The organism is Kitasatospora sp. NPDC022785, from assembly GCF_055561295.1.
In genome coordinates this window covers 560,590-572,972 of record NZ_JBVHHB010000001.1, presented here as the reverse complement: position 1 = coordinate 572,972, position 12,383 = coordinate 560,590, and the positions used below count along the sequence as shown (strand labels likewise).

The window sequence follows — 12,383 nt, the reverse complement described above, 5'->3', positions numbered from 1 at the left end:
GGGAACCGGGCGGCCGTGGCACGCGCTCAGCGGTGCGCGGAGAACTGCACCACCTGCTGGTACGTCGGGCGGTTCTGCCAGGTGGCCTTGGGGTCGGTCACCCCGCCCAGCGGTCGCTGGATGATGCTGTCGGCACACCACTGGTCGCCGGCCGGGCAGTCCCCGTCGCCCGGGTAGACCTGGGCCGGGGTCTGCGCGGCCGCCCGCTTCAGGGTGTCCAGCAGGACGGTGCGGCAGGCCGACAGGTCTCCCCCGCCGCAGAACGGCCGGGCCAGCGGGCTCGCCACCGGCTCCCCGAGCACCGTCCGCAGGTCCTTGTCCAGGTAGCTCCACCAGCCGTACTGGAAGGCCGAACCCCGGTGCGGGATGGACTCGTTGGCGCTGGATCCCGATCCGCCGGGGCCGGTCTGCCCGCCGGACGGCGACTCGTTGACCTGCAGCGCGCCGGTGAGCGCGGCGAAGAGCTGGTCGCCCAGGCCGGGCCGCATCGTGCCCTCCGCCACCAGCGGCCACCAGGCGTCCATGGTCCGGATCGCCGTGGCGTCGGTGTAGGCGTGGCTGCCGGCCGAGGTCTCCCGGCGCTGCGCGCCGTGCGCGAGCCAGGCCTCCAGCTGCTGCACCGCCGTGGCCGTGGCCGGGTCGGTCACCGGGGCGCTGCGGATCACCCGCAGTAGCTCGGGCAGCACGTCCTCGGCCCGCAGGTCGGCCAGGGCGGCGCTCTCCATGGCCTGGGTGAGCGAGACCCGGCTCGCCTTGCCGCCGTTCTTCAGCAGGGCCTTCACCCGGTCGTCGAGCAGGTTGCCGCGGTGCACCGAGCCGTTGCCGAAGCCGGCCGCGGTGTACGAGGTGGCCTGCTTGTTGTTCCAGGAGATGTAGTAGTCCTGGTTGACCGCCTGCGGGTGCTCGGCCGGCGGGGTGTACCGGGCGGTGTTGCCGGCCGGCTGGAAGTCGGCCCACTCGTAGGCCGGTTCGGCGCGGACGGGCAGGCCCGCGTCGACGCCGGGCGCGCGGACGGGGTTGCTGCCGGAGTTGTAGTACGCGATGTCCCGGGAGTCGGCGTAGAACCAGTTGAAGGTGTAGTTGATGTCCTGCGCGGCCTTCTGGAAGCTCGCCGCGTCGTGCACGGCGCCGGGGTCGTTCAGCTCCTGGAAGCCGATGATGGAGTCGGCCTCGTGCCGGTAGGTGGAGCGCAGCGAGGTGAAGGCGACCGGGGCTCCGCCGACGGTACCGCGCGCGGTGACCAGGCCGTAGTTCGAGCGGTACATCACCAGCGTGTACGAGCCGGCCGGGGTGGAGTCGCCGGTCGTCGGGCTCCACGCGTTCTTCCGCTCCAGCCGGTCGAACGGCACGCACTGGCCGTGCCAGAGGTAGGAGTCGGCGGCCGTGGTGGCCGGGGAGCCGTCCGTGGTGCAGAGCGGGACGGCGTAGGTGTCGGTGATGTCCTGGCCCGCCGAGGTGGCGCTCCAGGCGTAGTCCTGGCCCCGGCCGAGCTGGACGTAGAAGCTGAGGCCGGCGAAGGCGGCGCCGCGGGCGCTGATCCCGGGGCCCTGGAGCTCCTCCAGCATCAGCAGCTGCGGGGCGAAGTAGCCGGTCTGCGGGCCGAAGACGGCGACGGGGTGCCCGTCGTCGGTGCGGCCGCCCGAGACCAGCAGCGCGTTGGACATGCCGTGCCTGGCGCTGAGCAGGCCGCCCGGGAGCACGCCCGGCGCAGCGGTGGTGCGCTGTCCGGCCGACCCGGTGGCGTCGTAGACCATCCGCTCGGGCACCACCGAGCCCGGATCCGGCAGTGCGGCGCCCTGTGGACTGTCCGGCACCCGGGCGTACGGGAAGCTCTGCCCCTCGTGCAGGGTCTGGACGGCCTCCGCGTCGTCGGCCTCGCGCAGGGACCGCCAGACCGCGTCGCCGGCGTCCTTGCCGTAGCGGGCCTCGGCGGCCGACTTCACCTGGGCGGAGGCGAGTTCACCACCGCCGCCGGAGCCGAACAGCGCGCCGACGACGGAGGCCAGGGCGACCAGGTCGGTCAGTTTGAAGGACTCGATCGAGCCCTGGTTGGTGATCGGGTCGATGTGGCCGGTCAGGTCGTACTCGCCGGGGAAGTACCGGCCGCCGTAGGCCTCGCCGATGTACTGGTTGATCCCGTCGAGGTAGGCCTTGGCGTCGTCGAGGGCCTGCTGTGCCCGCCCGCCCCGGCCTGCCAGGGCTTCGATCTGGCGCTGGAGTTCGTCCTCGGTGTAGGGCGCGGCCTGCCAGAAGCTCTGTTCCAGTTGGCGGTTGGCGGCGGCGCCGCCGGCGAAGCCGGAGAGCCCGCCCCGCCCGACGTGCCGGAAGAGGTCCATCACCCAGAGCCGGTCCTGTGCGGCGGCGTACCCCGCGCCGAACTCGGTTCCCTGGCGGGTGGTGCCGGTGATGTGCGGGATGCCGGCGGCCTTGTCCCGGACGATGGTGACGTCGGAGCGCGGCTTGCTGGTGCTCGCGACCTGGTCGGCGGGGACGCCGAAGGAGGCGTCGTTGAAGAAGGAGCGCAACTGCGTCTCGGTGAGGCCCTGGTAGCCGGCCGCGAGGTCGGCGTACGGGCCCAACTGGTCGTCGGTGTGGGCGGGGCGGCTGCCGAACATTCGGTTGAGGACGATCTCGGCGAGGGTGGCGTTGCCGTTCTCGCCGGGCGGCAGGATGTCGAGACAGCGGCCGCCGCAGTAGTCGCCGGGTGCGGCCGCCACGACGGGCGCGGCCGGGGCGGGGGTGGCCGTGAGGGCGGGGGTGATGAGGAGGGCCGCCGAGAGGCCGGCGGCCAGGAGCCTGAGCGCGTGGGGGCGTCGGTGCATACCTGCTCCTCCGTCAGAGCTGCGGGATTTCGACGGTAGGGCGGTTACCGGCCGGTTGCCTAGTGGCGTGCATGCCATATCCGGTCCGCCGCAGGCGCGTTGACGGCCTCACGGGGTCGCGCCCGGCATCCTCCACGACCCGGCGCCCCGACCGGGCCGGCACCCTCCACGGCCCGGCGCCCCGACGGGCCAGCGCCCTCCACGGCCCTGCGCCCCGACCGGGCCGGTGCCCGGACCCCCGTACCGGGCACCGGCGTCGGACCCATCCTGACCGCCCGACCGGGCTCCCCGCCAAGGGTTTCGGCGCTCGCCGAAAGCCCCTGCTGGACGCGGTGCGCGCCCTGCGGGAGACTCGACGCAACTGCTGGGGAGGGCCGTTGCTCCGCATCCACTTCACCGCCGACGATCTCGCCCGGGTCCGGGTCGCGCCGACGCTCGGCCCCCTCACCGAGGCCTTCCTCGGCCTCCACCAGCTCACCGGCCCCGGCGGCTGCCCGCAGTTCCGGCCCTGGCGCCGACGGTTCTCCCGGAGGATCGGCGCAGAACTCCGCCCGCTGGCCTCCCTCAGCCCCCATCTGGACCTCGGCACGCTCACCAAGCGGGACACCACGGTCGAGGGCGGCATCGACCGGCTGCTCGGCACCCCCGACCGGACGTTCCGGCTGGAGGTCGCCGACGTCGCCACCGCCCGCACCGACCCGCGCTGGCACGCCGCCCTCCAGCAGGGCGACCTGTCCGCCCGGCGTCTGCTGGCGGACTCGCTGACGGCCTGCCACGACCTCACCGTCGGACCGCAGTGGAGCCGGCTGCGCACCCACCTGGACGCCGTCCGGGCCGACTACGCGCGCACCCTGCTGGACGGCGGCGTCGAACAGCTGCTGGCCACCGCCCACCCGCAGCGGATCCGCTGGCGGGCACCGGTCCTGGAGGTCGACTACCCCCGGGACAACGAGGTCCGGCTCGAAGGCCGGGGGCTGGTCCTGGCCCCGATGGTCTTCCTCCCCGACCCTCCCGTCCTGCTCACCGACGGCGACGAGCCACAGGCACCGCTCACCCTCGCCATCCCGACCGTCCGCGACGTCCTCACCGCCGCCACGCTGTGGAGCGAGGAGGAGAACGGCTCCGGGCGCCACTCGCTCACCGCCCTGCTCGGCCGGACCAGGGCCGCCGCCCTGGACGCGGTCGCGGCGAGCTGCACCACCACCGAACTGGCCCACCGGCTCAACGTCTCGGCCGCCTCCGCCAGCCAGCACGCGACCGTGCTGCGCAACGCCAACCTCATCACCACCCAGCGCCGCGGCGGCGCCGTCCTGCACACCCTCACGCCGCTCGGCACCGACCTGCTCAACCGCACCACCACCGCCCGTACCCCGGGGCGGGAGGCTCCGGCTTAGGGCTTGCCTGACACTTCCGGCCCGCCCTCCCGCGCGCCCTCCCGTGGCCGCCCTCCCGCGCACGGGCGTCCCGCGCCCGCCCTCCCGGGAGGGGACACCGGCCCCAACTCGCCCATATCGCATGACAATCAGCTATCTCGCTCGATCGAGCGAACAATCCGCCGTATCCGGATTTCCGCCGCCCGATGGGGGAACATCAGCACGTCCGCGCCCGAACGAACCAACGTCCGGGCGGTACCGACTCCGGCCACTTGGATCAGCCCGTGACTACCTCCGCCCCCGTGTGGGACTGCCCCTTCAACCACACCGAAGGCCTGGAGTTCGACCCCCTCCTCAAGCAACTGCTGCTCACCGAGGAGCGGATCGCCAGAATCCGGCTGCCGCACGGCGAGGGCGAGGCCTGGCTGGCCACCCGGTACGAGGACGTCCGCGTCGTCACGACCGACCGCCGGTTCAGCCGCGCGGCCGGCATCGGCCGGGACCTCCCCCGCATGACGCCCGCCCCGATCGCCCAGGTCGAGGCGATCAACCTGATGGACCCGCCCGCCCACAACCGGCTGCGCCGGCTCGTCGCCAAGGGCTTCACCAACCGCCAGGTCGAGCGGATGCGCCCGAAGACACAACGGATCGTCGACGGCCTCCTGGACGGGATGGAGGAGCACGGCTCCCCCGCCGACCTCGTCCACCACCTCTCCGGCCGGCTCCCGCTCACCACCATCTGCGAGATGCTCGACATCCCCGAGCAGGACCGCGCCGAGCTGCGCGAGAACGCCGTCGCGATGATGGCGATGGGCCCCGGCAGCGGTGACGGCCAGGTGCGCGCCAAGGCCGCCCTGCGCGCCTACTTCTCCGAGCTGACCGCCGCCCGCCGCCGCGACCCCGGCGAGGACTTGATCAGCGCGCTCGCCACCGCACGGGACGAGGAGGAGCTGCTGGACGACCAGGAGCTCGCCGTGATGGCCATGGTCCTGCTGGTCACCGGCCACGACACCAGCACCTACCAGCTCAGCAACATCACCTACACCCTGCTCACCCGCCCCGAGCAGCTCGCCAAGCTGCGCGCCCGGCCGGAGACGCTGCCGAGCGCCCTGGAGGAGCTGCTGCGCTTCATCCCGTTCCGCCAGGGCGTCGGCATCGCCCGGGTCGCCACCGAGGACGTCGAGCTCGGAGGCGTGCTGATCAGGGCGGGCGAGGCCGTCCACGTCTCCTACCTGGCCGCCAACCGCGACCCGGCGGTATTCGAGCGCCCCGACGAGCTGGACCTCGACCGCGGCGCGGCCAACCACATGACCTTCGGCTACGGCACCCACCACTGCGCCGGCGCCCACCTGGCCCGGATGGAGCTCCAGGTGGCGATCGGCACGCTGCTGCGCCGTTTCCCCGGGCTGCGGCTGGCCGTGCCGGCCGCCGAGCTGGACTGGCAGACCGGCTCGATCTGGCGCTACCCGCGTACCCTGCCGGTCGCCTGGTGACGTCCCCGCCGCACCGTCCCGGCGCCCGTCCACCGCACCCGTAGGCCACTGCCCGCGCCGGCCGCCGGCCGCACGGGTCACCAGGGGAGACTTCACACCCATGGCAACACTCTGCCGTCCCGCCATCGCCGTACCCGAACACGTCATCACCCTCGACCAGACCCTCGACCTGGCCCGCACCCTGCACGCCGACCACCCCCAACTCGGGCTTGCGCTGAGGCTGATCGAGAACACCGGGGTGCGGACCCGGCACTTGGTCCAGCCCATCGACGAGACCCTGCGGCACCCCGGTTTCACCACCCGCAACGCCGTCTACGAGCGCGAGGCCAAGCGCCGCGTCCCCGAGGTGGTCGAACGCGCCCTCGGATACGCCGAGTTGTCCGCCCGCGACATCGACCTGATCGTCTACGTGTCCTGCACCGGCTTCATGATGCCCTCGCTGACCGCCTGGCTGATCAACACCATGGGCTTCCGCTCCGACACCCGGCAGGTGCCGATCGCCCAGCTCGGCTGCGCGGCCGGCGGCGCCGCGGTCAACCGCGCGCACGACTTCTGCCGCGCCTATCCCGGCGCCAACGTCCTCATCGTGGCCTGCGAGTTCTGCTCGCTCTGCTACCAGCCGACCGACCTCGGCGTCGGCTCACTGCTCTCCAACGGCCTGTTCGGGGACGCGATCGCCGCCGCCGTGATGCGCGGCCGCGGCGGCACCGGCGTGCACGTCGAGCGCAACGGCTCGCACCTCGTCCCGCACACCGAGGACTGGATCTCCTACGGCGTCAAGGACACCGGCTTCCACTTCCAGCTCGACAAGCGCGTCCCCGGCACCATGGAGATGCTGGCCCCGGCCCTGCGCACGCTCGCCACCGAGCACAATTGGGACGTCTCCGGCCTGGGCTTCTACATCGTGCACGCCGGCGGACCGCGCATCCTGGACGACCTCTGCCACTTCCTCGGCCTGGAGCCGGCCGCCTTCCGGTTCAGCCGGGCCACGCTCACCGAACGCGGCAACATCGCCAGCGCGGTGGTCTTCGACGCGCTGGCCCGCCTCTTCGCGGAGGGCACCGTCGCCGACGGCACCCACGGTCTGATCGCCGGCTTCGGCCCGGGCATCACCGCCGAAATCTCGCTGGGCAGTTGGGCCGGAGCCCCGATCGAGGCGGCCATCCCGCACCGTCCGCGCACCCTCGACACCGCCGATCTTCAGCCGAAGTTCGGCGTTCCGGCCGCGACCTGACGCACCGGCGGGAGGCCCGACGGACCGACCCGGCTGCGGGCCCGAGGACTATGATCAGTAGATGACGGACACCACCGAGAGAGCCGGCGGGCCGGCGGACCTGCCGACCCGGTTCCCGAAGTTGCACGCGGCGCAGTACTGGGCCTGGGGGCGCTTCGACGCCCAGTTCTCCACCGCGCTGCCGCCGGACGAACTCGTCACCAACATCCACCTCGTGGGCTTCGACGGCGGGCGCATCGTGCTCTGCCGGGACGACCGCGACCACTGGTTCCTGCCGGGCGGCACCCGCGAGCACGGCGAGTCGATCGCGTCCTGCCTGACCCGGGAGCTCCGGGAGGAGGCCGGTGCCCGCCTGCTCGGCGAGCCGGTCTGGCTGGGTGCGCACCGCTGCGTGACCGACAACCCCGTGCCCTACCGGCCGTGGCAGCCGCACCCCGAGAAGGCCTGGCTCTGGGGCTGGGCCGAGGTCGCGGTGGACTCCACGCCGACCAACCCGGACGACGGCGAGCAGGTGGTCGAGGTGCGGGCGGTCGAGCCGGCCGAGGCACAGCGGCTGCTGGTCCGCAGCCACGAGGCCTGGTGGGGCGAGCTGGTCGGGCTGGCCGTGGAGCTGCGGGAGCGGGCGGCCGCGGGCTGAGCCCACGCCCGTCGGGGCCGAAGGTCACCGGAATGGCCGAACAGCGCAGCACACCGTCCGGTATGCGGTGATACGACTCGATTGAACTCGGGTCCGCACCGACGGGAGCGTCATGGACAACTACCCGCTGCTCAACATCTTCTGGACGATGCTGGAGCTGTTCCTCTGGATCCTCTGGTTCTTCCTGCTGTTCAAGATCATCACGGACATCTTCCGCAGCCACGACCTCAGCGGCTGGGGCAAGGCGGGCTGGCTGATCCTGGTGATCCTGATACCGCTCATCGGCGTGCTGGTCTACGTCATCGCCCGTGGAAAGTCGATGGGCGAGCGGGACGTCGCCCAGGCGCAGAAGAGCGAGGCCGCCTTCAAGGCGTACATCCGTGACGCCGCCACCGACACACCCGAGGGCGGCGGCGCCGCGGGCGGCGGGGGCGGCCGCAGCCACGTCGAGGACCTGGCCAAGCTGGCCGACCTCAAGGCCGCCGGCGCCATCACCGAGGAGGAGTACCAGAAGGCCAAGGAGAAGCTCCTGGTCTGACTTCCCGCACCCGACGGCGGGCCGGCGGACGTCGCACGTCCGCCGGCCCGCCGTCTGCCGTCCTCCGCGGGGCTCAGCGCCGCCCGGAGCGGCGGCCGCCCTCGGAACCGGAGCCGCCGGTCAGCCCGGCCCGGCGCAGCGCGTCGGCCATGGCGCTGTTGGCCGGCGCAGCCTGGCTGCCCGCGGCGGAGCCGCCGGAGCCGCCGGAGCCGCCGGCCGAGCCACCGCCCGAACCACGCCGGTCCTGGCGCGGCGGGCGCCCCTGCCTCGCACCCCGGTCACCCTGGTCGCCCCGGTCGTTCCCGCGGTCATTCCCCCGGTCGTTACCCCGGGAGCCGCCGCGGTCGCCGCCCCGCTCGCGTCCGACCTCGTCGTCCAGCCGCAGCGTCAGCCCGATCCGCTTGCGCGGCACGTCCACGGTCGTCACCCGGACGGTGACGATGTCACCGGGCTTGACCACCTCGCGCGGGTCCTTGACGAAGGTCTTCGACAGCGCCGAGACGTGCACCAGCCCGTCCTGGTGGACGCCCACGTCCACGAAGGCGCCGAAGGCCGCGACATTGGTGACCACGCCCTCCAGCACCATGCCCACCTCCAGGTCGCCGATCTTGTCGACGCCCTCCTTGAAGGTCGCGGTGCGGAACGCCGGGCGCGGGTCACGGCCCGGCTTGTCCAGCTCGCCGAGGATGTCGGTGACCGTCGGGATACCGAACGTGTCGTCGGCGAAGTCGCCCGGCCGCAGCGCCCGCAGTGCGGTGCCGTTGCCGATCAGCCCACGCAGCTCCCCGCCGGTCGCGGCCAGGATCCGGCGCACCACCGGGTACGCCTCCGGGTGCACGCTGGACGCGTCCAGCGGGTCGTCGCCGTCCGGGATGCGCAGGAAGCCCGCGCACTGCTCGAAGGCCTTCGGGCCGAGCCGGGCGACGTCCTTGAGCGCCCTGCGGGTGCGGAACGGGCCGTTGGCGTCCCGGTGCGCGACGATGTTGTCGGCGAGCGTCCCCGTGATGCCGGAGACCCTGGTCAGCAGCGGCGCCGAGGCCGTGTTGACGTCCACCCCGACCGCGTTGACGCAGTCCTCGACCACCGCGTCCAGCGAGCGGGACAGCTTCACCTCGCTCAGGTCGTGCTGGTACTGGCCTACCCCGATCGACTTGGGGTCGATCTTGACCAGCTCGGCCAGCGGGTCCTGGAGGCGGCGGGCGATCGAGACCGCGCCGCGGATCGACACGTCCAGCTCCGGCAGCTCCTGCGAGGCGAACGCGGACGCCGAGTAGACCGAGGCGCCGGCCTCGCTGACCATCGCCTTGGTCAGCTTCAGCTCCGGGTGGCGCTTGATGAGGTCCTCGGCGAGTTTGTCGGTCTCCCGCGAGGCGGTGCCGTTGCCGATCGCCACCAGGTCGACGGCGTGCTTCTTCGCCAACGCGGCCAGGGTGGCGATCGAGGCGTCCCACTTGTTGGCCGGCTGGTGCGGGTAGATCGTGTCGTGCGCGACCACCTTGCCGGTGGCGTCCACGATCGCGACCTTCACGCCCGTCCGGAAGCCCGGGTCCAGGCCCATCGTGGCGCGGGTGCCGGCCGGGGCGGCCAGCAGCAGGTCACGCAGGTTGGCGGCGAAGACGCGCACCGCCTCGTCCTCGGCCTCCTGGCGCAGCCGGCCGCGCAGGTCGATGCCGAGCCGGACGAGGATCCGGGTGCGCCACGCCCAACGCACGGTGTCGGCGAGCCACTTGTCGCCCGGGCGGCCGCGGTCGGCGACGCCGAAGCGGGCGGCGATCCGCTGCTCGTAGTCGTTCGCGCCCGGGAGGTCCCCGGCCTCCTCACCGTCGTACGGGGAGAGATCGAGGTCCAGCACCTCCTCCTTCTCACCGCGCAGCATCGCCAGGATCCGGTGCGAGGGGAGCTTGGTGTACGGCTCGGCGAAGTCGAAGTAGTCGGCGAACTTGGCGCCGTCCTGCTCCTTGCCCTCGCGGACGGTGGCGACCACCCGACCCCGCGTCCACATCCGCTCGCGCAACGAGCCCACCAGGTCCGCGTCCTCGCCGAACCGCTCGACCAGGATCGACCGCGCGCCCTCCAGCGCGGCGGCCGCGTCCGCCACCGACTCGTTCAGGTAGGTCGCGGCGAGCGCGGCCGGGTCCTGCGCCGGGTCGGCGAGCAGCGTGTCGGCCAGCGGCTCCAGCCCGGCCTCGCGGGCGATCTGCGCCTTGGTACGCCGCTTCGGCTTGTACGGCAGGTAGATGTCCTCCAGCCGCGCCTTCGAGTCGGCGGCCAGGATCTGCGCGCGCAGCGCGTCGTCCAGCTTGCCCTGCGACCCGATCGACTCCAGGACGGCGGTACGGCGCTCCTCCAACTCGCGCAGGTAGCGCAGCCGCTCCTCCAGCGTGCGCAGTTGCGCGTCGTCGAGCGAGCCGGTGACCTCCTTGCGGTAGCGGGCCACGAACGGCACGGTCGCCCCGCCGTCCAGCAGCTCGACCGCCGCCTTCACCTGCCCGTCGCGAACGCCCAGTTCTTCGGCGATCTTCCGCTCGATCGCCTGCTGGGCCTGCTTGGCCACCTGTTCGACTGGCGTGGTCACGAAGCCGGTCACCTTCTCCAGAGTTGCTGTCCCCGTATGTCCCTGCATTCTGGCACTGCCCGGCGACACCTCCCGGACGCACCCGCCGCCACCGGGCGTGGCGCGGGCTGCCGCGTGCGGGTGTTCGTCAGGAGCGGTCGTTGATGGTCGGCTCCGGGCGGCCGTTGTCGGCGATCCTGATCAGGTGGGTCTGCTTGTCCGCCGTCACCAGGCGCAACTGGTCCGGGCCGGTCCAGGTGAGCGCCTCGATGCCGTTGAAGCCGCCGTCGATGAACGCGACCTCCCAGCGACGGGTGGCCAGGCCGGAACCGTCGTCGACGTAGACGTAGTAGAGCGGGTCCGGACCCAATCCCGACAGACCCTCCTGGACCACCAGGCGGCGGTCCGGCCGGCCGGGCGCCGCCTCGTTGCGCGTCGTGGTGAGGTCGTCCGGGAGGACGCTGTAGAGGAACCAGAACGGCACGGTGAACAGGCCCAACGTGACCACCACGACGCCGAGCACGCTGCGGGCCCAGACCTTCCCCCGTGCGGACACCAGTGCCACGAAGAGCAGTGCCAGCACCAACGTCCCGAACAGCAGCGGATGGTCGAGCCACTCCCGCAACACCAGCAGCCCGCCCGAGCGCCGGTGGAGCCGGCCCACCAGTAGTGCGGCGCCCAGCGCCACCGCGCCCCCGAGCGCCCCCCACATGACCCTACGGCCCCACCCAGCTCTCATGACCTCACCCTAGTGTTCGAAATTCACCCAACCACTGCCGCACCCGGCGGTACAGTGCCGGGCATGTGCGCTGCCGCTCGGATGCACAACCGCCCGCACGACGGCGAACCGGACATCGACGCCGCCCTGGTACGGCGGCTGCTCGCCGCCCAGTTCCCGCAGTGGAAAACGCTCCCACTCGAACAGGTCGCCTCGGCCGGGACGGACAACGCGATGTTCCGGCTCGGTCCCGAACTCGCCGTCCGGCTGCCCCGGGTGAGCTGGGCGGCCGACAGCATCGCCCGTGAGCAGCAGTGGCTGCCGCGACTGGCCCCACACCTGCCGCTGCCGATCCCCGAACCGCTCGCCCACGGCCGCCCGGCCGCCGGCTACCCGTGGGAGTGGTCGGTGCTGCGCTGGCTCGGCGGCGCCAACCCGGTCCTCGGATCGGTCACCGCACCCCTGCGGCTCGCCCAGGACCTCGCCGCGTTCGTCACCGCACTGCGCTCCGCCGACCCGGCCGGCGCCCCGCCGTCCTCCCGCGGCGGCCGGCTCGCCGCCCGGGACGCCGCCACCCGCGCCGCGATCGGCCGGCTGACCGGGACGATCGACACCGAAGCGGCAACCACCCTATGGGACAAGGCGCTTCGCCTCCCCGAACCCGCCGGGCGGCCCGCATGGATGCACGGCGACCTCTCCCCCGGCAACGTCCTGCTGGCCGACCAACAGCTCGCCTCCGTCATCGACTTCGGCCTGATGGGCGTCGGCGACCCGACCGTGGACCTCATCGCCGCCTGGAACCTCCTGCCCGCCACCGCCCGCCCCGTCTTCCGCGCCGCCCTCGCCACCGACGACGCCACCTGGGAACGCGGCCGCGCCTGGGCCCTCTCCATCGCCCTCATCCAACTCCCCTACTACCGCTCCACCAACCCGTCCCTGGCCGCCAACTCCCGCCACGTCATCCGCGAGGTGCTCGCCGACCGCAGCGTGTGAACTTCGGGACCGGTCCGGGCA

9 protein-coding genes are annotated in these 12,383 nt (G+C 72.9%); 6 read left to right on the top strand and 3 right to left on the bottom strand.

Translation table 11 applies throughout. From position 1 onward, the window contains the following. Positions 1-26 precede the first annotated feature (26 nt). Positions 27-2,822: a penicillin acylase family protein gene (locus ACZ3YO_RS02480; RefSeq protein ID WP_465563762.1), complete on the bottom strand. Its 2,796-nt coding sequence runs from the start codon at positions 2,820-2,822 to the stop codon at positions 27-29. Positions 2,823-3,199: 377 nt separating this feature from the next. On the opposite strand from ACZ3YO_RS02480, the gene ACZ3YO_RS02475 reads away from it, so the two are divergent. The 5 genes from ACZ3YO_RS02475 to ACZ3YO_RS02455 all read left to right on the top strand — a co-directional run bounded on the left by ACZ3YO_RS02475 (position 3,200) and on the right by ACZ3YO_RS02455 (position 8,097). Then, complete coding sequence (locus ACZ3YO_RS02475; protein ID WP_465563759.1) at positions 3,200-4,216, top strand: ArsR/SmtB family transcription factor; 1,017 nt, start codon at positions 3,200-3,202, stop codon at positions 4,214-4,216. A gap of 263 nt (positions 4,217-4,479) precedes the next feature. Then, complete coding sequence (locus ACZ3YO_RS02470) at positions 4,480-5,688, top strand: cytochrome P450 (RefSeq protein ID WP_465563756.1); 1,209 nt, start codon at positions 4,480-4,482, stop codon at positions 5,686-5,688. A gap of 100 nt (positions 5,689-5,788) precedes the next feature. Continuing rightward, positions 5,789-6,922, top strand: a complete 1,134-nt coding sequence (locus ACZ3YO_RS02465) for a type III polyketide synthase (RefSeq protein ID WP_465548296.1) — start codon at positions 5,789-5,791, stop codon at positions 6,920-6,922. Positions 6,923-6,983: 61 nt separating this feature from the next. Continuing rightward, positions 6,984-7,559 carry an NUDIX domain-containing protein gene (locus ACZ3YO_RS02460; protein WP_396319171.1) on the top strand — a complete coding sequence of 192 codons (576 nt, stop codon included), beginning with the start codon at positions 6,984-6,986 and terminating at the stop codon, positions 7,557-7,559. Between the two features lie 112 nt (positions 7,560-7,671). After that, positions 7,672-8,097 carry an SHOCT domain-containing protein gene (locus ACZ3YO_RS02455; protein WP_465563751.1) on the top strand — a complete coding sequence of 142 codons (426 nt, stop codon included), beginning with the start codon at positions 7,672-7,674 and terminating at the stop codon, positions 8,095-8,097. Positions 8,098-8,170: 73 nt separating this feature from the next. On the opposite strand, the gene ACZ3YO_RS02450 is transcribed toward ACZ3YO_RS02455, so the two are convergent. Together ACZ3YO_RS02450 and ACZ3YO_RS02445 are read right to left on the bottom strand one after the other, a co-directional pair. Further along, a complete protein-coding gene (locus ACZ3YO_RS02450) occupies positions 8,171-10,672 on the bottom strand; it encodes a Tex family protein (RefSeq protein WP_465563748.1) in 2,502 nt (833 codons plus the stop codon). A gap of 127 nt (positions 10,673-10,799) precedes the next feature. Then, a complete protein-coding gene (locus ACZ3YO_RS02445) occupies positions 10,800-11,390 on the bottom strand; it encodes a hypothetical protein (RefSeq protein WP_465563745.1) in 591 nt (196 codons plus the stop codon). Between the two features lie 63 nt (positions 11,391-11,453). Here ACZ3YO_RS02445 and ACZ3YO_RS02440 point away from each other — a divergent pair, with 63 nt between their 5' ends. Continuing rightward, positions 11,454-12,362, top strand: a complete 909-nt coding sequence (locus ACZ3YO_RS02440; protein WP_465563742.1) for an aminoglycoside phosphotransferase family protein — start codon at positions 11,454-11,456, stop codon at positions 12,360-12,362. Positions 12,363-12,383 lie beyond the last annotated feature (21 nt).

Bases quoted from the DNA above. Each gene is read 5' to 3' on its own strand.
- ACZ3YO_RS02480 (WP_465563762.1), bottom strand. From the start codon at position 2,822: ATGCACCGACGCCCCCACGCGCTCAGGCTCCTGGCCGCCGGCCTCTCG.
- ACZ3YO_RS02465 (WP_465548296.1), top strand. From the start codon at position 5,789: ATGGCAACACTCTGCCGTCCCGCCATCGCCGTACCCGAACACGTCATC.
- ACZ3YO_RS02460 (WP_396319171.1), top strand. From the start codon at position 6,984: ATGACGGACACCACCGAGAGAGCCGGCGGGCCGGCGGACCTGCCGACC.
- ACZ3YO_RS02455 (WP_465563751.1), top strand. From the start codon at position 7,672: ATGGACAACTACCCGCTGCTCAACATCTTCTGGACGATGCTGGAGCTG.
- ACZ3YO_RS02445 (WP_465563745.1), bottom strand. From the start codon at position 11,390: ATGAGAGCTGGGTGGGGCCGTAGGGTCATGTGGGGGGCGCTCGGGGGC.
- ACZ3YO_RS02440 (WP_465563742.1), top strand. From the start codon at position 11,454: ATGTGCGCTGCCGCTCGGATGCACAACCGCCCGCACGACGGCGAACCG.